This is a genomic window from Chryseomicrobium sp. FSL W7-1435, from assembly GCF_038595005.1.
Classification (GTDB): domain Bacteria; phylum Bacillota; class Bacilli; order Bacillales_A; family Planococcaceae; genus Chryseomicrobium.
In genome coordinates this window covers 1,460,403-1,482,220 of the sequence record NZ_CP151997.1, presented here as the reverse complement: position 1 = coordinate 1,482,220, position 21,818 = coordinate 1,460,403, and the positions used below count along the sequence as shown (strand labels likewise).

The following is a 21,818-nucleotide window of genomic DNA, read 5'->3' as shown; positions in this document are numbered from 1 at the left end:
ATGCTGGGGTGTTTACATGAAGATGCTCAGGAGACAGGAAGGTTACACATTACTATTAGTGCTTGTTTTAGTTGTATTGTTACTAATGGTAACGGCTAGTTTTACAGTTGCTTCGATGAATCAAAAGAAGCAGATAGACAAAACTGATGAAGCAATTGTCGCTACATCTTTAGCCGAGATGGGAGCTGAATATTATCAGCTGCATATTACTGACCTAGTAAAAAAAGAATACAATAATGCTAGAACGGACTTTCAAAGTATTATTGACACGAATGAACCAAATCAAATCAAAATAAAAAAAATTAATGATAGAATAAATGACATTAATGATAACTTACAATTAGCACTCCACATTTTAAATACTAATAGTATTAAACGAACCATTAATAATTCAGATGCTTATTATATTCTTGAAGACGCTAATTTAGATAATACAGAGAGTAAAATTAATTATGTTGTAGCTGGTAATACCGGATTAGAAACTAGTACACTGAATAAAACAATAGAAGCCACTTTAATTCTACCGGCAATTAGTCCATTCAATCCATCGAGTACACCTAGCGATAATGTCTCTAATGTTAATCCAGAAGTAATTTTACCAACCTTCTCAGCTGTATATAATCAAGATTTAGAAAATTGTTCAAGTGTCACTCTAGATATAAGTTGTAAATTATCTTCTGCTAATCAAGTATTCTCTAGTACTGTTAATTCAAAATTACACTCACCTTTTACCAATTTATCTGTAAGTGGGACTCACCAAAATTCATCAATAATTTTTAAAAATAATCTAAGTCAAACAAATAATATTGATAGATCAATCAAAGGATTATCAATTCTAGTGAATGGAACTGCTAATTTTAATAATGTGATGAATGGTGATAACTTATATATCTTTGCTCAAGAGGACCTTATACTTAAGAATATTAATAATCAATTTAATTCAACCCTAATATCTTTGAATACACTAGAAATTAAAGAGCCATTTTCAAGTTCACAAATTAATTTACTTGCAAAGAGAATTATCTTAAAGAATATAAACTCACCATCGAGCAACTCTCAATCTGGAACAATCAAAGCTACTGAAAGTGTTACTATAAACGAATCAATTGATGGAGACAAGTTAGAAATAATAACACATGATTTGACATTAAAAGGTAATGTAAATAATGGGATAAAATTGATAGTGTCTGGTAAACTATTTGCACCTAATAGAATTACTATTGGATTAAGATCTGATATATATATAAACGAAGTTGATGATACTAACTCAAATGAAATTACATTTAGCGGTAATAATAGGAATAACTCTTCAATTGTTTGTATTAATACTCCTACAATTGAAGGGATATCTCGTCTGAAAGCTACTGGTAATACAAAAATCCATGTGAATGGACCTAAACAAGGAAAAATGCCAAATGCAAGCCATTTTATTTATCATGATAATAATCAAGCTTTTTTAAATGAGTGTGGTCATGTGCAACCTACTACTCCCTCTCCTGAAATTGAAATTCCAGATGTTTTACCTAATGTCAATGAACTTGAGATTTTCAAAATCAAATACAACTAAAAAAACAGCCTCTCGGCTGTTTTTTTTAGTTACTATATTCCGCTACACGATTCCGCCCCGCCTGCTTCGCTCCAATGTAGAGCGCGCGATCGGCGTTTCGTAGCATTGTGATTGTTTCATCGGTATCTTCTGGTGCATTTGAAACACCAATCGAGACCGTCAAATAAATGATTTCATCTTGTCGATTTTTGGAGAGGTCCGAATCTATTAAAAAAGAAGTGGTTTGAACTTCTTTTCGAATCTTCTCACCTAGTTCAGCGGCATCTTGTTTCGTCATGTGCGGTAATAGAATGACAAACTCTTCTCCACCATAGCGTGCAATCGTTCCATCCTCTGGAACATGATTTTTTAATAAACGCGCAAAATCTTTTAATACACTATTTCCGGCATGATGGCCATATTGATCGTTAATTTGTTTAAAGTGGTCAATATCTAACATAAGTGCAGATAAATAAAGATGTGGATTCGTATCTAAGCGGTTTTGCTCAATTTCTAGCTTTTTATCTAAATAGCGATAATTATAAAGTCCGGTCAGAGCACATGTCTCACTTTTCTCAACAGCTGCATGGACGTATTTTGCTTTTTCTAAAGAAACTGCAAAGTACGTCGACAATAAGTGAACAATGTCCATCTGGTATTTTTCAAACGCATATTTCTTTCGCGCAGATAAAATGACCATTCCTTCTGTCTTTTTGTTGCGATGGATAGGAACAATTAACAAGCTGTTCATATCTTTCTCAAGAAAATCAGGCGCATCTTCTCTCCATTCAGAAGCTTTCCCAAAGCAATGTTTTTCTGATCGACTAAAATAAGAATGAATGAATGAGTTCTGTATCGATTCTGACTCTACTTCAATTGTAACTTCTTCTTTGTCCACAACAGCTCGGAGTACAACATAGCGGCCTTTTAAATTATCAACAATGTAGATGGCATCGAGCGGGAACAGTTCTGCCACACGCTTCATAAACATGTCGACGATTTGATTGACACTCAATCTGTCGGCCATCTCATGACCAAATGCACTAGCTTTTGATAAAGCAATATTTGCCCGTTCTGCGGTGTTGTACATACGCATCACGTAGGTGATCAGTAAAAAAGGAATTCCGAGGAGCATAAAGGCAATCCAACCAATTTCATTTTCCAGCACGTAGAGGGAAATAGCAAAAGGTAATGTAATCATCCCTCCAGTATAATCCCACGCAGCATCTCTGGAAAAGAACCGGTCTTTACTGCCGAGTATTCGATCGCGGCCATAAAGAATTATATGATTTGAAACAAGGCTCACAATCAGGAATGTGGTGGCACCGGCAATGATCATGCCAATGCTCGTCTCCCCTACCGTATACCCGATGGCGTGTGCGGCACTTGCTGAAAGTAAGGATACAAGCACAAACATCCAGGAACTAAATAAAATTCGATAAGGTAAGTCTGTTAAAAATCGAACTCGGAAAAGCATCGGTAGGATGGAAAACTGAACAAGAATCATTTCAATTCCTACACCATATTGAAGGAAAGCAGCTACAGTGACCCATTGGGATAAGAAGATAGTAGTATTACCGATGTGAAAAGGAATTGCGGTAGTTGCTAAAGCGAGAATAAACATTAACGAAAAAATAACCCAGTCAATTGGTTGACTTGGGAAAGCAAAGAGTAAGAGGGCCATTAGCGGTAATCCGGTAAAAATATAAAGCATTACAATGAACCGTTTCGTTCGATTACTGAATTTCACTATAGCCCCCCTTTCCAGTTTTAGTAGTTGTCTGACAATTAAATTATAGCACTGCTTACTGAAAATCTATAAGGTATTAACTACTGTTTTTGAATCGCCATTCACTTAAAAAGTATAATGAACCCGTGATAAAATACCTATCATTAACACTTTTTAAACTATTTAACTCTATTTGATCAATAGTTGCCATTCGTTTGTTTTTAATTCGACACAAATCAACTAGTCTATTCGGCTCAAGTGCGCGTTCATGGGAGAATTCGACAAACGTCATTGTTTCGGCAACTTTTTCCAGTTCTCGTAAGACCGCTTCGAACTCTTTGTCTGCTAAGATTCCCATTACGATATGGACCGGTTTATCTTGAAAGTTTGTTCGAATAGTTTCGACTAACTTTTGAGCACTTTCGACATTGTGCGCACCGTCTAAATAAATATTGTCGGAGAGTTTCTCCATGCGAAAGGGAATATACGCTCCCTTCAATCCAGTGAGTAATTTATCAGTAGTTAATGTGAAGAGCTTACTGAGAGCTGTGCAAGCAAGAGTAGCGTTCATCCGTTGATGGGCACCCACTAACGACAATTCAACTTCATCATCTAGTGGGATCATTGAAAAAAGAGTAGCATTTTTTATAGCTGCTTCTTTCTCAAACGGCGCTAAATAAATCGTTTCTGGTAAAACAACAGTGGAACCTTCTTTTATAATCCCTGCTTTGTGGTAACCTATTTCATCGAGTGTGGTTCCTAAAAAGTTCGTATGATCAATGGACAAGCTGGTAATAACGGCAATACTTTTTGGTACGACATTGGTGCTATCAAAACGTCCACCCATGCCTGTTTCTAGAATCCAGACGTCCACATCTTGACTGCGAAAGTGAATAAAAGCACAGATTGTCAGCAGTTCGAAATCGGTCAAGGTCTTCGCTTCTTCAACCTGTGCCAATAGTTCAAGGGCTGTATCAAGTTGCTTGGGAGTAATAGGCTGTCCATTTACAACTAACTGATCATGGACATCGACAATCGCAGGCGATTGAAATGCACCGTAACGAATTCCATGACTTTCACATAAAGCCTTTAGAAAGGCAATCGTGGAACCTTTTCCGTTCGTTCCCGCGACATGAATAATTCGGTCGAATGTTTCAGGATTTCCAAGCTGCTTCAAGACGCGTTGCATCCGATCAAGTCCCGGTTCAATTGTTGAGCGACTAGCAATTCCCCACTTTTCTTTAAAGACATCAAGCCCTGGAATTTTCATAATGGTTCCCTCCTTACAAAACTACAACAATTCGAAAAAAGGCCCGATTTCTAAAAGTGCTACCTTTTAAAAAGCGAGTCTAATTTAATGCTACATACAGTTATAACTGAAAGATTTAAAGAAAAAGGGCTCGACTCCCGTGGAAATAAAGGGTTCTGATTGACCCCGCAGCGGAGGCGAATGTATGCATTCGTATGCCGAGAGGAGGCAAGCAGGTTCCTCCACAGGAAATCGAGTCCTTTTTCTTAAATTAACTTCTTAATTTAGAATTTCTTCGTCAGTAAGAATTCTCGCACTTCACTCATAAAGTAAAGAGAACCCGTGATCACTAGAACATCTGTAGCCGAGTGATTGGTTTCGAAATCTTCGATAACTTTCTTCCAATTATCTACAGCCGTTTTCTCTGTATGCGAAGAATACTCCACAAGTTTGTCTTTCGGTGTAGCTCCTGCGTGATGGAAGCTCGTGAAAGTAATCGTCGAAGCTACTTGATCGACCATCGCTACGCTTGACGCATTGTCTTTTTCCTCAAGAGCTGCGTAAAGGAAGTGGTAATTGAACTCTGGGTAAACATTTGTCAGTGTTTGAAGAAGCATCGTCATGCCTTCTGGATTGTGGGCACCGTCAATGACGATATGGTCACCGAACTTTTCAAAACGCCCTGCCCATTTTGCTTTTTTAAGACCTGAATAGATCGCATCGTTAGAAATCGTAAATGTTGGCTCCAATGCACGAATCGCTGTGATGGCTAAGCCAGCATTTTCAGCTTGGTGAATTCCGAACATGGATAAGGCAATATCCTCTAAACGATCTTCTCCTATCTCAAGGTCGAATAGTTGGTAGCCATTCTCCAGACGCACATTGGAAACTTTCATGTCGTCTTCGAGCTGTTGAAGTGGTGCATTTTTTTCTGTAGCAGTATCTCGGATGACTTGCTGAGCTTCTGGGTTTTTGACACTTGAGACGACCGGAACGCCAGGTTTGATGATTCCCGCTTTTTCAGAAGCGATTTCTTGAATCGTATCTCCCAAAACGTCTGTGTGATCGTAAGAAACTGTTGTGATAACGGAAACAAGCGGTGTGATCACGTTTGTTGAATCTCGTAAACCACCAATACCTGTTTCTATCAAAGCGACATCTACTTGTTGCTCCGCAAAATGTAGGTAAGCCACAATCGTGATAATTCCGAAAAATGTTGGGTATTTGCCATCGTATTTGTTCTCGACTATTTCTAAAACTTGGTTTAAGTAATCGAGCAATTTATCGTCTGGTATTTGCACTTCATTGATGCGAATTCGTTCATTGACATGGTGAATATGGGGTGATGTGAAGACACCGACTTGCAAGTTAGCATCTTTTAAAATCGAATCGACTGCATTTAGCGTGGATCCCTTGCCATTAGAGCCAGCAAAATGAATTGTTTTGAATGTATGGTGAGGGTTGCCGAGGTCTTGTAAAATATCCTCGATCATCTCCAGTGGTGTGCGTTTGTATGTACTTGAGCGAATGGAAAATACGAAGTCTAGGCATTCTTGTAAGTTAGTGTACATGGGTTTTCTCCTCTTGGTGGGTAATTTCTCAACAGAATTAGTATAACAATTTGTGACACGAAATGTCACACTTTAGATTTAGCAAACTAGATTCTAGTATATCCAGCTTTTTTCCAAATGGTGCCTGTCCCCCACACTATTCAAAAACTATTTATGATTATGTAGAATTCAATGTAGGAATGCGGCTTCGTGATGCATAATTGGTAAATAGTCATGAATATCAGAATTGTTTTTGGGACAGGCACCTAAAAAAAAAGAAAAAAAAGAAAAAGGAGACCTAAAAAAAGAGAAGGCAGTTGCCCTCTCTTCAAATTGTTATAGGTTTTTCAGTTCTTCTAATCGTTTGATAACCGTATCGCGCTTCTCAAGATAATCCGCTTCTTTCGCACGTTCTTCCGCAACAACGGCTTCTGGAGCTTTTGAAACAAAGCGTTCATTCGATAGCTTCCCTTGAACAAGTTTCACTTCTTTTTCCCATTTCGCCAGTTCTTTTTCAAGACGAGCAAGCTCTGCCTCAATGTCAATCAAGCCTTGAAGTGGTAAGAAAAGTTCAGCCCCTGTCACAACAGCCGACATCGCTTTTTCAGGTGCATCAATTCGTAAGCCGATCTCTAGTGTTTCTGGATTACAGAACTTTTCGATATACGCTGCGTTGTTTTCAAGTGTTGCCAGTGCTTTTTCGTCTTTTGCAGACAAAATCAATGGCACTTTTTTGCTCATTGGCGTCTGTACTTCTGCACGAATCGCACGTACCGAACGAATGATTTCAGAAAGCAACTTCATTTCTTCCGCTTGCTCAGGGAAATTCAAATCGTCGCGAACTGTTGGCCAACTGGCTGTCACGATGGAGTCTCCTTGATGCGGCAAGTTCTGCCAAATCTCTTCCGTGATGAATGGCATGAATGGGTGCAACAGGCGCATTGTCTGATCAAGCACATGAGCTAGAACCGAACGTGTCAGTTTCTTCGCTGCTTCATCTTCTCCGTAAAGAGGCAATTTCGCCATTTCGATGTACCAATCACAGAAATCATCCCAGATGAAGTTGTACAGCGCACGGCCGACTTCCCCGAACTCGTAGCGTTCAGACAGACGTGTCACCGTTTCAATCGTTTCATTCAAACGCGTTAAAATCCAAGCATCCGCAACTGATTTTTCACCCGTTAAATCGATTTCTTCATACTTCAAGCCGTCCATATTCATTAACGCAAAACGGGAAGCATTCCAAATCTTGTTGGCAAAGTTCCAAACCGCTTCTACCTTTTCAGTAGAGTAGCGAAGGTCTTGTCCTGGTGAAGACCCAGTTGATAAGAAGTAACGAAGTGAATCGGCACCGTACTCACTGATGACATCCATTGGATCCACACCATTACCCAGTGATTTCGACATTTTGCGGCCTTCTGCATCACGCACTAATCCATGAATCAGCACATCTTTGAACGGGCGCTCTCCGGTAAATTCAACACCTTGGAAGATCATTCGAGAAACCCAGAAGGCAATAATGTCATACCCCGTCACAAGTGTATTGGTTGGGTAATATTTTTTGAACTCTTCGTTCGTACCATCAGGCCAGCCCATTGTTGAAAACGGCCATAGAGCAGACGAGAACCAAGTATCCAGTACATCGTCTTCTTGTCGCCAGTTTTCTAAATCTTCCGGAGCCTCGTGTCCAACGAAAACCTCTCCAGTTTCTTTGTGGTACCAAGCCGGAATGCGGTGGCCCCACCAAAGCTGACGAGAGATACACCAGTCATGCAAGTTTTCCATCCAGCGCATATACGTATTTTCGAAACGCTCTGGAATGAAGTTTACTTTTCCGTCTGTATCTTGAATGTCCATAGCTTGCTGTGCAAGAGGCTTCATGCGAACGAACCATTGAGTCGACAGGTAAGGTTCTACGACAGCTCCACTGCGCTCTGAATGCCCTACAGAGTGCACATGCGTTTCAATTTTGAACAATACGTCCATCTCTTGCAGATCTTTGACGATTTGCTTACGGCATTCAAAACGGTCCATTCCTTCATACTTACCAGCATTGCCATTCATCGACCCGTCCTCGTTCATCACAAGAACACGTTCTAAATTGTGGCGATTACCGATTTCAAAGTCATTCGGGTCATGAGCTGGCGTGATTTTTACAGCACCGCTTCCGAATTCCATGTCCACGTAATCGTCTGCAACGATTGGAATTTCACGTCCAACGATTGGCAGTGTCACCGTTTTTCCGATCAAGTGCTTGTAGCGCTCGTCTTCTGGGTGAACGGCAACCGCAGTATCCCCTAGCATCGTTTCAGGCCGTGTTGTCGCTACATCGATGGAGCCTGTTCCATCTGTTAGCGGGTAGTGCATATGATAGAAAGCACCCTCGATTTCTTTGTGGATGACTTCGATATCTGAAAGGGCCGTTTTCGTTGCTGGATCCCAGTTGATGATGTATTCACCGCGGTAGATCAAGTCCTTCTCGTAAAGCTTCACGAATACTTCGCGCACTGCATGAGACAAGCCTTCATCTAATGTAAAGCGTTCACGAGAGTAATCAAGTCCTAAACCAAGCTTCGACCACTGTGCACGAATGTGTCCTGCATATTCTTCTTTCCATTTCCATGTCTCTTCGACAAATGCTTCTCGTCCAAGGTCGTAGCGTGTCTTGCCCTCAGCACGAAGCTTTTCTTCTACTTTTGCTTGTGTGGCAATCCCTGCATGGTCCATCCCCGGTAACCATAAAGCGTCGTAACCTTGCATACGCTTCATACGAGTGATGATGTCTTGCAGTGTTGTGTCCCAAGCGTGTCCTAAATGGAGCTTTCCTGTTACGTTCGGCGGTGGAATCACGATCGTATACGGCTGCTTGTCGCCTTCTGGATGAGCTTCAAAGTATTTCCCTTGTAACCACCAGTCATAGCGTCCTTGTTCGATTGACTGCGGATCGTACTTGGTCGGCATTTCAATTTCGTTTGTCATGTACGTCACTCCTTTTGGATTGATGCGAATGAAGTGGGAGAGAACACAAAAAACCCCCATCCTTCGGAAAAGGACGAGGGCATAATCGCGGTACCACCTTTAATTCATGCTTAAAAAAGCATGCACTTCATTCACTAACGGCTCTTCACCGGCTGCTACTACTTTCAAGTTCATAACAGCTGCTCCCGGGCTACCTTCGTGACTCATGACCGAAGACCTCTCACCAGCTGGCCTTCTCTCTTTGGATCAGAGGAATCTCTACTCTTCCCGTTCGTTGCATTTTATCTATGTGCTTCTTATTGTAAGCAATCTGCAACAAGGCGTCAAGTCGCTACGAAAGGAGGTGTTGCAAGATGAAAAGGCGTTACAATCCACATTTTTTGCCAGACTGGTGCCGCAAACCACGCTTTTACTGCAAATCGATTTGTATTCCCATTGCCTGCTTTCAATTGCTGCGAACGCTCTTTGTCCCTACCACAGGTGATTTTTTAGTACTTCTCGCTTTGGTTGGTTTGTGTTTTATGTTCCACCATGATGTGATCTAAGGGGAATTGTGTAGGTCGTATACGTATCTTTCCATGGCGGAAGTGCATTTTGATCAAACACAACGTAGTTTTCTTCGATATGCTCAATCGTGGAGTCGAGTAGTTCTTGTATTTCGAAAGATTCTTCGAAGTAACTAGACGCTTCTTTCTCTATGGTTGCTGGTTCATATCGTACACAAGCTTCCCACTGACAAGCCACCGCTCCTTCATCTACTGCACTGGAGTGCTTGGTCACATGAAATTCTGGTGTTGTGCCAGCCGCCACTTTTTCTGCGGCGACAACAATTTGAAATGGTAAGGCGTATTCAAAATACACGCCTTCCTCTTGCTGATCGACGTCGTCAATCAGCGTAGCAGTTGTGGGTATCTCTAGTTCTCCAGTGGCTTCCGCATCGACTGCTGCTTTCACCATCAGTTTGTAGACACCTTTCAGTTCCCAGTGCCCGTTGGTTTCTTTCCAGGTAAAGAGCGGTTGAATGCGAAAGTCGCGTGCTTCTGTAAACGTGCCAAGTGGTGGTGCCAATTGAAATGTTTCGTGTTCTGTCCAGGTTTTATCCATTAATTCCCCTCCCTGACGTATGATATGCGTGGTGTCTAAGGGAATATGCATAAATGAATTTATGGTTTTCAGCTGAAAAAGAAATCAGTAGGTACTCTAGATTTAATAATTCCAGAGAACCTACTGATTTATTTGCGTTGAGTTCCGTTCCGGGACTGCTTTCCGTGGGCGCGTAGTGAGTCTCCTCGTCGCAAGCTCTTGCAGGGCCTCACGTAACGCTTTTAATCCCACTGGAGTCAGTCCCTCCACTCCACTCAACTTGTCATTTCAGATTATAATAATTTATCCTTTAAGTTGCTTAAACGCTTCACGGAACGCTGCAATCGTTTGGTCGATATGAGCTTCTGTATGAGCTGTTGATAAGAATAATCCTTCAAACTGGGATGGTGGCAAGTAAACGCCTTGCTCGGCCATCAAACGGTAAACATCAGCAAACAAGTTCAAATCTGACGTTTTCGCCTGGTCGTAATTTGTCACTTCTTCGTTTGTAAAGAAGAAGCCGATCATGGAACCTGCGCGGTTTACTGTGTGAGGAATATTGAACTCAGTCGCCACTTGACGGAAGCCTTCTTCAAGACGGTCACCAAGTTTTTGGAAGTACTCATAGCTCTCTGGTGTTAATTGAGATAAAGTCGCATACCCTGCTGCCATAGCTAGAGGATTTCCTGATAATGTTCCCGCTTGGTACACAGAACCCGCAGGAGCGATTTGCTCCATGATGTCGCGACGTCCACCAAACGCACCTACTGGTAAGCCACCACCGATGACTTTACCAAGACACGTAATGTCCGGCTTTACGCCGTAAAAGCCCTGTGCACAGCCGTAATCTACACGGAAGCCTGTCATAACCTCATCAAAGATAAGTAGTGCGCCGTGCTCTTCTGTTATCGCACGCAAGCCTTCTAAGAATCCAGGTTGCGGTGGGACAACTCCCATGTTCCCTGCCACTGGTTCTGTGATGATCGCTGCGATGTCATCTCCAAAGTGATTGAATACCTCTTTGACGGTTTCTAGGTCATTAAATGGCACGGTTAATGTGTTTTTCGCAACTGACTCAGGCACTCCTGGTGAATCCGGAAGACCTAATGTTGCCACACCTGAACCAGCTTTAATCAACAAGCTGTCCCCGTGACCGTGGTAGCTTCCTTCAAATTTCAAAATTTTGTTGCGGCCTGTAAATCCGCGAGCTAAACGTAGTGCCGACATTGTAGCCTCTGTACCCGATGACACCATACGAATCATTTCGATCGAAGGAACGCGGTCCATGACTAACTTCGCCATTTCGTTTTCAATGAGGGTAGAAGCTCCAAAACTTGAACCAAGCTGGGCAACGCGTTGAATTTCAGATACCACTTTGTCATTCGTGTGGCCTAGAATCAGAGGTCCCCAAGACAATACATAATCGATGTAGTCATTGCCGTCGATGTCCGTGACAATAGCGCCTTTGCCTTTTTCCATGAAGATAGGTTCCATGTTCACAGATTTAAATGCACGAACAGGACTGTTCACGCCACCAGGCATCAAATCTTTTGCTTGTTCAAATGCTTGCTGAGATTTCGTGTACGTTCTCGTCATTTAGTTCTCCTCCAGCCATTTTGCTACGTCTTTTGCGTGGTAGGTCAAAATTAAATCTGCACCTGCACGTTTCATGCTTGTCATCGTTTCCATGACGACTGATTTTTCGTCGATCCAGCCATTAATGGCTGCTGCTTTGACCATCGCATACTCTCCACTTACGTTATACGCTACGATTGGAAGCTCATGAGCATTACGTACATCACGAATGATGTCCAGATAGCTGAGTGCTGGTTTGACGATCAAGAAGTCAGCGCCTTCGTCAACATCTGATTGTGCTTCCCGAAGTGCTTCAAGACGATTGGAGTAATCCATTTGATACGTCTTGCGGTCGCCGAATTTTGGTGCACCATCTGCTGCTTCACGGAATGGACCATAGTAACCAGATGCGTATTTCACTGCGTAAGACATAATCGGAATGTCATGGAATCCTGCATCGTCCAAAGCTTTGCGAATAACCACTACAAAGCCATCCATCATGTTTGACGGGGCAATAATGTCGGCTCCAGCTTGCGCTTGGCTGACTGCAGTTTTCGCCAATAAATTCAACGAATCATCGTTCACAATGCGCTCTTCCTCATCGACAACACCACAGTGACCATGGCTTGTGTATTCACAAAGACATGTGTCTGCAATCACCAACAATTGAGGATGGCGGTCTTTGACAAGTCGAGTGGCTTCTTGAATGATGCCGTGATTGTGATAAGCACCTGTCCCTAATTCGTCTTTTTCAGCTGGCAAGCCAAATAAGATGATGGACTGGATACCAAGTTCTACGATTTCATCTAATTCTTCACCCAATCGGTCTAGCGAAAATTGAAAGACGCCTGGCATAGACTTGACTTCCGTTTTACGGTTCTCGCCTTCTGCAACAAACAGTGGGTAGATTAAATCTTCTTTGTGAAGATACGTTTCTTTGACAAGCGCACGCATTGCTGCGGATGTACGCAATCTGCGGTGGCGTTTAAAAGTGGGTTGCATGTAATTCACTCCTTATATTGAATCCGTTCCGTCAGCAAATCCTCGAATGTATAGCGAGATGGCATAACGTGAACGGGAAAACCGTTATCTTGCATGGCTTTTTTAGTAATATGTCCGATCGCACAGTATATTGTTGAATTCAACACTTTGCCTTGTCCTTGCGAATAAGTATGCACGGCAGATGGACTGGCGAATACAACTGTGGTTTTGGCCATGGTTTGACATAGCTGTTCAATTTCTGAAACATTTTGTGTTAAGGCCACTGTTTCATATATTACGTAGCTTGTCACTTGTGCAGCTAAGCCAGTTTCAATGGTTGCTTTGGCCAAATTACCTTTTAGAAAGGCTACATGTTGATTAGGAGTTTGTTGTTCATTCCACTCCTTCACAAACACATCCGCACTAAAAATCGAGGGTTTGAAACTTGCCGTGTAACCATACGTAGTCAGTGCTCTTTCTGTCTTGCTTCCAACCACTGCGAACTTCGCTTGCACAGCTTGATTGGTTTGCTGAAAAAAGGCATGAACAGCTGTCTGACTTGTAAAGAGGAGCCAGTCACAGGCCATGACCTGTGCGAGCTCCGCTTCTGTTAGTACAACAGGCTGTGTTTCAATCAGCGGTAAATGGACTGGCTGAAACCCTGCATTTTTAATTGTAGTGATCAATTCTTCGTCATGTAGTTGACTCGTAAGAATGAAAGGTTCTGCTTTAGACATCGGCCTGTTCTTTGACGCGTTGGATCAAGTCATAGGCACCCTCTTTTGTAAGGGCCTCTGCAATCTCTTTCCCTAGCGCTGTTGCATCAGTTCCAGACTTTGTTTCTTTATAAACGATAGAAGCGTCAGGGGCTGCGACTAAGCCTGTCATCGTAATCATATCGCCTTGGATAACTGCATGGCCTGCAATCGGCACTTGGCAACCGCCGTCCATTGCATGAAGAAACGCACGTTCAGCTTCTACTGTTTTCCACGTGTTGGCATCTGTTAGTTTGCTTAGAGCTTCTAGTAATTCCGCATCGTCTTCACGGCATTCAATAGCAAGTGCTCCTTGCCCTACCGCTGGAATACACATTTCTGCGTCTAAGTATTCCGTGACCGTGTTGTCGCTCCAGCCTAGACGCTTTAGTCCAGCTGCTGCCAAGATGATGGCATCGTATTCACCAGCTGCTAGTTTCGCAAGGCGTGTGTCCACGTTTCCGCGAATCCACTTGATTTCGACATCAGGGCGTTGAAGTAAGATTTGTGCACTACGGCGCAAACTGCTTGTTCCTACTACTGCTCCTGCAGGTAGATCAGCAAGCTTGACGTGATCGTTCGAAATAAAGGCATCACGCTCATCGACGCGTTCAGGAACGCATCCAATTACTAAACCTTCTGGCATAGCTGAAGGCATGTCCTTCATACTGTGCACCGCGAAATCGATTTCTTTGTCGTACAAGGCTTGTTCGATTTCTTTCACGAAAAGACCTTTTCCGCCCACTTTTGAAAGTGTTACGTCTAGAATGCGATCTCCTTTAGTCACGATTTCTTTAATTTCAAATTCAAACGGGGCTCCGCTCTGTTTCATTTGCTCGATGAACCAATTTGTTTGCCATAGAGCGAGTTTGCTTCGGCGTGAGCCAACGATAATTTTACGCATAGTTCTCAACCTTTCTAGTTACCATAAGTGAAATTCGGAAAACGAGCTTCCGAGGAAAAAATTAATCAGTACAAATAAGAATGCATACACATGAATCCATGCATAGGTCGTTCCCACAATGCGTGGACGTTCGCGCGTGATAAATACGAACAAATACACGACCAGTAAGAGAAACGACGTGACGATTTTTGAGTCGAGCCAGTTAAAGCCATCAATTGCAATATAGCCCCACTCTAAGCCTAACAATAAGCTCACAAATAATAAAGGAATACCCGCTATTATGGAATAAGTCATCATGGCTTCAGCTTGTGCGAGTGAAGGCAATCGGGCAAATTGCGCTGTCCATTTCTTCTTTTTCAACATGCGGTAAAGCACTAAATACAAAATAGAGAATACGAAGGACACGGAAAATGCCACATACGCGAGTATGGCGAATGTAATATGAATGATGAGCAATTCACTGATTAAGTATTCCGAAACTTCTCCACCTGTCGTCCGCCCTGCCCCGAAAGTGTGAATGACTAAAAATACGAAGCCGAGACAGCTGAACAATAAAGCAGGGATATCTAATTTCCAGATCACTTTTAATGCAATTGTCACACCAAGTAATAACCAGGCATAAAAATAGAACCCTTCTTCAAGTGACAAGATTGGAAAACGATTGTCATTTATAAATAAATACAGCAGTAGAAGCGTCTGGACACTCCACCCTGTAATCAGTAGAGACGTGCCAATACGATTCATGCGCGTGTTCTTTTTCAAGAAGTCGATGACATAAAAAACGAGGCTGACAGCAATCACGATTACGATGATTTCCTGTAGCCGTAACATCCATAACTCATTCATTGCAATCATCCTCTACTGAAATTCAAAGAAAAAAGGCATTTCTCTATCATCTATTATGCCACAAATAGATTGGAGAAACGCCTTTTCAGTCTTTAAAACGAGTATTCACCGCGTGCCAATTGTGCTTCTTGAGAAGTTTTGGCTTTCGCGGTTTTGGCTTTTTGTTGAGCAAGCTGTACTTCGTCTTTGACCTCTTCTTCGATACCAAAGATTTGCTGGAACATAGCTAGTTGCTTGGCAGCTTCTGGGCTAGTTGACAACTCTTTTGCTTGAAGAATCGGTTCCTTCAACAGCTTATTAATAATTGATTTCGTATGTTTGTTTAAAATTTTGCGTTCACGTTCTGTCAGTTCAGGCATTTTGTTTTCAATCGATGCCATCGTTTCTTGTTGAATCGTGGTTGCTTTCTTGCGAAGTGCTGAAATCACAGGAACAACACCTAATGTGACAATCCATTCATTAAATGTCGCAACTTCTGTTTCAATCATGCCTTCAATCTTCGCTGCTGCACGTTTTCGCTCAGCTAAGTTAGCTTCTACGATGCCTTGAAGATCATCGATGTCATACAAGAAGACGTTCGGTAAATCCCCGATTTTTGGGTCTAAGTCGCGTGGTACGGCGATATCCACCATGAATAATGGCTTCCCTTTACGCAGTTTATCAACAAATTCCATCAATTCGAAATCGATGACGTAAGTCGAAGAGCCTGTTGAGCTGATTAAAATGTCCGCTTCAAGTAGCGTACACTGCAACTCATCAAGAGGTTTTGCCTTGCCATCAAATTTAGCAGCAAGCAGTTCTGCTTTTTCAAACGTGCGGTTGATGACGGTCACTTTTCCAGCGCCAGAACCATGTAGGTTTTGGATAGCCAGTTCGCCCATCTTCCCTGCGCCGAGAATGACGATATGCTTGTTTTTCAGTGAACCGAAAATTTTCTTTCCGAGTTCAACTGCCGCATACGATACAGATACTGCGTTTTCCCCAATGGCTGTTTCAGCATGTGCCCGTTTTGCGAACGTCACTGCTTGTTTGAACAACTGGTTAAAGACGGTACCCGTCGTGCCATTTTCTTGACCCGAAAGGAAGCTTTTCTTCACTTGTCCGAGAATTTGTGTTTCCCCAAGAACCATCGAGTCGATCCCCGCTGATACTTTGAACAAGTGCTTCTTTGCCTCATCTTCTTCTTTGATGAACACGTAACGAGTCAGTTCATCAATGCTAAGGTCAAACCAAGCAGCTAAAAATTGCTTTATATAGTATTTCCCTGTGTGCAACTGATCTACAGTAGCGTAGACTTCTGTTCGGTTACACGTCGAGACGATTACATTTTCGAGTATGCTTTTTTGCTCCTGCAACGCTTCCATTGCATTCGGAAGTTCCGCTTCAATAAATGAAAGCTTTTCACGAATCTCAACAGGCGCTGTTCGGTAGTTGACACCGACCACGAGAGTGTTCATTGCGTCATATCTCCTTTATACGTCCATTTCACTAGTCCTAGTATAGCATACGAGTAGGACAGCGTACTTCGACATTTGTGAACACTGTATGAAAGAAAAATGTGGGTTCACGTTCTAGTTTAGAATGATTCTAAAGCTAGTGTATCAAAAGGTCGTGAGGCTTACAACGATATGGGCTTATTCAGATTATTTGGTTTTTAGTGGCTAGATATCAATTTGGTATTTATTCCCTTTTGGGTACCTGTGCACCAAACTACTCTGACTATTCACTGCAATTACATAACCATTCACAATAAATCAAGCTATGACTGCATTCTTTTATTTTTATGCAAATTGTGTTGAATAGTTTGGTGCACAGGTACATAGAAAATACAAAAAAGTCTGCCCCACAGCCCTTTCCTCCAAACCTTGCAAGGAAAAAACTGCGGAACAAACCAGAGTGACCTTATTTTTCAATTGCTTTACGAATTTCGTCCCATGCTTCATCATGGCCTTTGCCCGTTTCCGACGAGAAAAGAACTAGAGGATCGGCTGCATCCATATCCAACGTTTCTTTGACGATTTTCTTATGCTTTTCCCATTTGCCCTTCGGTATCTTATCGGACTTTGTCGCGACAATGATACACGGAATGGAATAGTGCTTCAAGAAATCATACATCATGATGTCGTCATTTGTAGGTGGGTGGCGCAGATCAACAATTAAGACAACAGACTTCAACGTTTCACGAGAAGTGAAATACGTTTCAATCATTCGGCCCCATGCTGCTCTTTCTGTTTTTGAAACTTTGGCATAGCCATATCCCGGTACGTCGACGAAAACAAGTTGCTCTTCGATTTTATAGAAGTTGAGCGTTTGTGTTTTCCCCGGCTTAGATGAAATACGTGCCATGCTTTTGCGTCCAATCATGCGATTGATGAAAGACGATTTCCCTACATTTGAACGACCTGCTAAGGCCACTTCAGGCAGACCCGTTTCTGGGTACTGCTCGGGGCGGACGGCGCTGATCAGTAATTCAATATTGTTAATTTGCATAAGTTGTCTCCTCCAGTGCGATGGCCAAAACTTCCTCCACCTGTGAAACTGGATGGAATGTTAACTCTCCGCGAATGCTTTCCGGAATGTCTTCCATGTCCGGTACATTGTCCTTTGGCATAATGATGGTGTTGATGCCGGCACGGTGCGCACTCAATGTTTTTTCTTTTAGTCCACCTATTGGTAAGACGCGACCACGCAGTGTTACTTCTCCAGTCATCCCTACTTCACGTTTTACAGGACGACCAGTCAATGCTGAGACTAGTGCCGTTGTGATTGTGATTCCAGCGGAAGGTCCATCTTTAGGAACTGCGCCTTCTGGAACGTGAATGTGGATATCAAATTTCTCATGGAAGTCTGATGCAATGCCTAGAGATTCTGCATTAGATCGTACATAGGATAACGCTGTTTGCGCAGACTCTTTCATAACGTCGCCTAGTTTCCCTGTCAATTGCAATTTGCCTTTTCCAGCGGATAAGGATACTTCGATTTGCAAAGTATCTCCACCAACAGAAGTATACGCTAAACCTGTTGCAGCACCGACTTGGTTAGACTCTTCAGCCTGTCCGTGTCGGAACTTGCGCTTGCCCAGGAAATATTCTAGGTTCTTCACTGTGACAGATACTTTTTTCTTCTCACCTTTAACGATTTGAAGAGCGGCTTTACGGCAGATGCCGGCAATTGTTCGCTCGAGTGAACGAACGCCTGCTTCACGCGTGTAATAACGGACGACATCAAGTAAGACATCGCGTTTGATAGAAATCTTGGATTTCGTCAAGCCATGTTCTTTCATTTGCTTCGGAAGTAAATGATGTTCGGCGATATCGACTTTTTCCATTTCTGTATAACCGGCAAGAGAAATCACTTCCATCCGGTCACGTAAAGGACCCGGAATAGAGGATAAATCGTTGGCCGTCGCAATAAATAACACATTAGACAGATTGTACGATTCTTCGATGTAATGATCGCTGAACGAATTGTTTTGCTCTGGGTCCAAAACTTCCAACATGGCAGACGAAGGATCACCGCGGAAGTCATTCGACATTTTATCGATTTCGTCCAGCAGGAAGACAGGATTAATTGTTCCAGCTTTTTTCATCCCTTGAATGATACGGCCTGGCATTGCGCCAATATACGTACGGCGATGCCCACGAATTTCAGACTCATCACGCACGCCACCTAGAGCGACACGGACGAAGTTACGGTCCAAAGATTCGGCAATCGATTTAGCCAGTGATGTCTTCCCTACTCCTGGAGGTCCCACTAAACATAGGATAGGTCCTCTTAATGATTGGGTTAACTGGCGAACGGCTAAATATTCTAAAATACGTTCTTTCACTTTTTCGAGACCATCATGATCACGGTCCAAAATTTCTTGAGAACGATGGATATCGAGCTGATCTTCCGTTTTACTTGTCCATGGAATCGAAGTCATCCAGTCCAAATAATTGCGGATTACACCACTCTCGGGAGACTGGGCAGGAATGCGCTCAAAGCGGTCCAATTCTTTTAAAACATTTTTACGAGTAGCTTCTGGGAAACCGGTCGCTTCAATCTTTTTACGGAGGTCAGATACTTCACCAGTCTTGCCGTCTTTGTCACCAAGCTCTGATTGGATGGCTTTCATCTGTTCGCGCAAGTAAAATTCTTTTTGCGTCTGTTCCATAGCTTTTTTGACACGAATTTGAATCTTTTTCTCAAGATCCAAGATTTCTTTCTCGTTTTCTAGCTTTTCAACCAAGTACATTAAGCGATCTGTGACATCAAAGGTTTCAAGAACTTCTTGTTTCGCAGTTACTCGAAGCGGTAAATGTGTCGCCACCGTGTCTGCCAGTCTTCCTGGTTCAGGAATCTCAGCTGCAGCACGTGAAGATTCTTCCGACACTTGCTTAGAGAGCTTACTGAATTTCGTAAAGCCTTCGTGAAGCGTGCGCATCAATGCTTCTTGTTCAGAAGAAGGCAATTTGGATTCAGTAATCGTAGAAACGACTACTTGATCGAATGCTTTAGCATCTTCATAAGATTCAATGACGGCGCGTTCTAGTCCCTCTACTTGTACACGCATTGTGCCGTTCGGTAATTTCATCAATTGACGAATATGGACCACTACACCTACCGTGTAAAGATCATCTTGACTCGGGTTATCGAGTTCCATATCTTTTTGTGCGACAAGTACAATTTTTTCATCTAGTTTCATGGCTGCTTGTAAGGCCGCCATTGATTTCTTTCTTCCTACATCGATATGTAGTGTAAGTGTAGGAAATACGAGGAGTCCTCGTAATGGGAGTACGGGATAACGTGTACTTTCTTGTGAGGTCATCAAGATTCCACCTTTCATGGTCTATGTTGACCAGCTTGTTCATTTAGTATACTCGAAACCGGGCAAATATCCCTAAGGACATGCACTTTCTTCCTGTAACTGATGAATGGTTGGTTTGTGAAGCTTTGGTGGTGCCGGGTGTTTAGTTTCCATAAAACGACTTCGTCTCATTAAAACTCAATTATGTCGAATAAATCCGTGTTTCGTCCTAACAAATTGCGTTTAATGCACATGAAATCACGATTACGTACGAAGAACGACCGCTCAGTTTCTGAACAGTCGGCTCCACATCTAACGCAATCGAGTTGCACCTCCTAGAAATCACGCAAAATGCCATCGCTCCCGCAAAGGCTGAAAAACGCCTTCACGGGCACGACCGATTCCTTCGGAGTTTCTAGAACGGCGTTCTCCACATCTAAAAATAAAAAACTGACTTCCTGTCGGCTCATAGTTGAGCTAACAGAAAGCCAGCTGGATGTTTGCGATTAAGCAGACGTCTTTGTATCGTTTTGGAATTCCGTGCCGTCTTCTTTTAATAACTTCGGCGGTTTGCTTTCCGTTACGGTTTCTTTTGTGATGACACATTCTACTATGTCTTCACGAGAAGGAAGATCGAACATCACATCCAACATGATATTTTCGATGATGGAGCGCAATCCACGAGCACCTGTTTTACGTTCAATCGCCAGTTTTGCGATTTCAGTAAGAGCATCCGGATTAAAAGTTAGTTTCACGCCATCTAGTTCCATCATTTTTTCGTACTGTTTGACCAAAGCATTTTTAGGTTCCGTTAAAATTTGAACAAGAGCGTCCACATTTAACGTTTCTAAGCTTGCTAACACTGGTAAACGGCCGATAAATTCTGGGATTAGACCAAATTTCAATAGATCTTCAGGAATCAGGTTTGCCATTAAGCTATCTGCTTCTGGATCTTTCTTGTTTGGATCTGCACCGAAACCGATGATTTTTTCACCCATACGACGTTTGATGATGGATTCGATGCCATCAAATGCACCACCGACAATAAACAAGATGTTTGTTGTGTCGATTTGTAAGAATTCTTGATGAGGATGCTTACGTCCGCCTTGTGGTGGCACGCTTGCTGTTGTACCTTCAAGAATTTTCAGAAGTGCTTGCTGAACGCCTTCACCTGATACATCACGCGTAATCGATGGGTTTTCTGATTTACGTGCTACTTTATCGATTTCATCGATGTAGATGATACCTTTTTCTGCACGTTCAATATCGTAATCCGCTGATTGGATCAATTTAAGTAGAATGTTTTCTACGTCTTCCCCGACATAGCCGGCTTCTGTTAGTGAAGTCGCATCTGCAATTGCAAATGGTACATTTAGAATGCGTGCAAGTGTCTGAGCAAGAAGCGTTTTCCCGCTACCTGTTGGTCCAATTAGGACGATATTCGATTTTGATAATTCGACTTCGTCGATGACGCTATTTGAATTGATACGTTTGTAATGATTATAAACGGCAACTGCCAGTGCTTTTTTCGCGCGGTCTTGTCCAATGACATATTCACCGAGAATCCCTTGAATTTCACGTGGTTTTGGTACTTCACGGTATTCAACTTCTTCTTCTGTTCCTAGTTCTTCCTCTACAATTTCAGAGCAAAGATCGATACATTCATCACAAATATATACTCCAGGGCCAGCTACAAGTTTGCGGACCTGTTCTTGAGGTTTACCGCAGAACGAACACTTTAAGTTCCCTTTTTCGTCGTTAAATTTGAACACTGTACTCACCCCTATTCAGAGATTTAGTTTACAAGATTATGGTATGTATAGCAAATGAAA

The 21,818-nt window shown here is 42.4% G+C and carries 15 protein-coding genes and 1 other annotated feature; of the genes, 1 reads left to right on the top strand and 14 read right to left on the bottom strand.

The features are described from left to right. The first annotated feature begins 16 nt into the window (after positions 1–16). Positions 17–1,567: a hypothetical protein gene (locus MKY84_RS07475; RefSeq protein WP_342525223.1), complete on the top strand. Its 1,551-nt coding sequence runs from the start codon at positions 17–19 to the stop codon at positions 1,565–1,567. A 25-nt stretch (positions 1,568–1,592) separates the two neighbouring features. Here MKY84_RS07475 and MKY84_RS07470 read toward each other — a convergent pair whose 3' ends face one another. The 14 genes from MKY84_RS07470 to clpX form a co-directional block, all read right to left on the bottom strand. Beyond that, positions 1,593–3,296 (bottom strand): diguanylate cyclase, encoded by a 1,704-nt coding sequence (locus MKY84_RS07470; protein ID WP_342525221.1) that lies wholly within the window; start codon positions 3,294–3,296, stop codon positions 1,593–1,595. A 76-nt stretch (positions 3,297–3,372) separates the two neighbouring features. After that, positions 3,373–4,545, bottom strand: coding sequence for a Mur ligase family protein (locus tag MKY84_RS07465; RefSeq protein ID WP_342525219.1), 1,173 nt, complete (start codon positions 4,543–4,545; stop codon positions 3,373–3,375). A gap of 263 nt (positions 4,546–4,808) precedes the next feature. After that, on the bottom strand, positions 4,809–6,095 hold the full coding sequence (locus MKY84_RS07460; RefSeq protein WP_342525217.1) for a folylpolyglutamate synthase/dihydrofolate synthase family protein: 1,287 nt from the start codon (positions 6,093–6,095) through the stop codon (positions 4,809–4,811). 315 nt (positions 6,096–6,410) lie between these two features. Then, positions 6,411–9,053, bottom strand: a complete 2,643-nt coding sequence (locus tag MKY84_RS07455) for a valine--tRNA ligase (RefSeq protein ID WP_342525215.1) — start codon at positions 9,051–9,053, stop codon at positions 6,411–6,413. 66 nt (positions 9,054–9,119) lie between these two features. After that, positions 9,120–9,337, bottom strand: a binding site (T-box leader). Between the two features lie 235 nt (positions 9,338–9,572). Beyond that, the gene (locus MKY84_RS07450; protein WP_342525213.1) at positions 9,573–10,157 is read right to left on the bottom strand and encodes a hypothetical protein; all 585 of its coding nucleotides are present in this window, start codon (positions 10,155–10,157) and stop codon (positions 9,573–9,575) included. 282 nt (positions 10,158–10,439) lie between these two features. Next, the gene (hemL, locus tag MKY84_RS07445; protein ID WP_342525211.1) at positions 10,440–11,732 is read right to left on the bottom strand and encodes a glutamate-1-semialdehyde 2,1-aminomutase; all 1,293 of its coding nucleotides are present in this window, start codon (positions 11,730–11,732) and stop codon (positions 10,440–10,442) included. After that, positions 11,733–12,713 (bottom strand): porphobilinogen synthase, encoded by a 981-nt coding sequence (gene hemB / locus MKY84_RS07440; protein ID WP_342525209.1) that lies wholly within the window; start codon positions 12,711–12,713, stop codon positions 11,733–11,735. 5 nt (positions 12,714–12,718) lie between these two features. Further along, complete coding sequence (locus tag MKY84_RS07435) at positions 12,719–13,429, bottom strand: uroporphyrinogen-III synthase (RefSeq protein WP_342525207.1); 711 nt, start codon at positions 13,427–13,429, stop codon at positions 12,719–12,721. Then, positions 13,422–14,351, bottom strand: coding sequence for a hydroxymethylbilane synthase (hemC, locus tag MKY84_RS07430; protein WP_342525205.1), 930 nt, complete (start codon positions 14,349–14,351; stop codon positions 13,422–13,424). The genes MKY84_RS07435 and hemC overlap by 8 nt, the downstream gene beginning before the upstream one ends. A gap of 18 nt (positions 14,352–14,369) precedes the next feature. Further along, on the bottom strand, positions 14,370–15,197 hold the full coding sequence (gene ccsA, locus MKY84_RS07425; protein WP_342525202.1) for a cytochrome c biogenesis protein CcsA: 828 nt from the start codon (positions 15,195–15,197) through the stop codon (positions 14,370–14,372). A 92-nt stretch (positions 15,198–15,289) separates the two neighbouring features. Further along, entirely contained in the window at positions 15,290–16,654 is a 1,365-nt protein-coding gene (gene hemA / locus MKY84_RS07420) for a glutamyl-tRNA reductase (protein ID WP_342525200.1), read from the bottom strand. 445 nt (positions 16,655–17,099) lie between these two features. Continuing rightward, positions 17,100–17,687, bottom strand: coding sequence for a ribosome biogenesis GTP-binding protein YihA/YsxC (gene yihA, locus MKY84_RS07415; protein ID WP_342525197.1), 588 nt, complete (start codon positions 17,685–17,687; stop codon positions 17,100–17,102). Further along, a complete protein-coding gene (gene lon / locus MKY84_RS07410) occupies positions 17,677–20,007 on the bottom strand; it encodes an endopeptidase La (RefSeq protein ID WP_342525195.1) in 2,331 nt (776 codons plus the stop codon). The genes yihA and lon overlap by 11 nt, the downstream gene beginning before the upstream one ends. Before the next feature lie 485 nt (positions 20,008–20,492). Then, a complete protein-coding gene (gene clpX, locus MKY84_RS07405) occupies positions 20,493–21,758 on the bottom strand; it encodes an ATP-dependent protease ATP-binding subunit ClpX (RefSeq protein WP_342525193.1) in 1,266 nt (421 codons plus the stop codon). Between the last annotated feature and the right edge of the window lie 60 nt (positions 21,759–21,818).

What these genes read in the sequence shown, in the direction of transcription:
- MKY84_RS07475 (WP_342525223.1), top strand. Translation starts at nt 17, where the DNA reads ATGAAGATGCTCAGGAGACAGGAAGGTTACACATTACTATTAGTGCTT.
- MKY84_RS07465 (WP_342525219.1), bottom strand. Translation starts at nt 4,545, where the DNA reads ATGAAAATTCCAGGGCTTGATGTCTTTAAAGAAAAGTGGGGAATTGCT.
- MKY84_RS07460 (WP_342525217.1), bottom strand. Translation starts at nt 6,095, where the DNA reads ATGTACACTAACTTACAAGAATGCCTAGACTTCGTATTTTCCATTCGC.
- MKY84_RS07455 (WP_342525215.1), bottom strand. Translation starts at nt 9,053, where the DNA reads ATGACAAACGAAATTGAAATGCCGACCAAGTACGATCCGCAGTCAATC.
- MKY84_RS07450 (WP_342525213.1), bottom strand. Translation starts at nt 10,157, where the DNA reads ATGGATAAAACCTGGACAGAACACGAAACATTTCAATTGGCACCACCA.
- hemL (WP_342525211.1), bottom strand. Translation starts at nt 11,732, where the DNA reads ATGACGAGAACGTACACGAAATCTCAGCAAGCATTTGAACAAGCAAAA.
- hemB (WP_342525209.1), bottom strand. Translation starts at nt 12,713, where the DNA reads ATGCAACCCACTTTTAAACGCCACCGCAGATTGCGTACATCCGCAGCA.
- MKY84_RS07435 (WP_342525207.1), bottom strand. Translation starts at nt 13,429, where the DNA reads ATGTCTAAAGCAGAACCTTTCATTCTTACGAGTCAACTACATGACGAA.
- hemC (WP_342525205.1), bottom strand. Translation starts at nt 14,351, where the DNA reads ATGCGTAAAATTATCGTTGGCTCACGCCGAAGCAAACTCGCTCTATGG.
- ccsA (WP_342525202.1), bottom strand. Translation starts at nt 15,197, where the DNA reads ATGAATGAGTTATGGATGTTACGGCTACAGGAAATCATCGTAATCGTG.
- hemA (WP_342525200.1), bottom strand. Translation starts at nt 16,654, where the DNA reads ATGAACACTCTCGTGGTCGGTGTCAACTACCGAACAGCGCCTGTTGAG.
- yihA (WP_342525197.1), bottom strand. Translation starts at nt 17,687, where the DNA reads ATGCAAATTAACAATATTGAATTACTGATCAGCGCCGTCCGCCCCGAG.
- lon (WP_342525195.1), bottom strand. Translation starts at nt 20,007, where the DNA reads ATGACCTCACAAGAAAGTACACGTTATCCCGTACTCCCATTACGAGGA.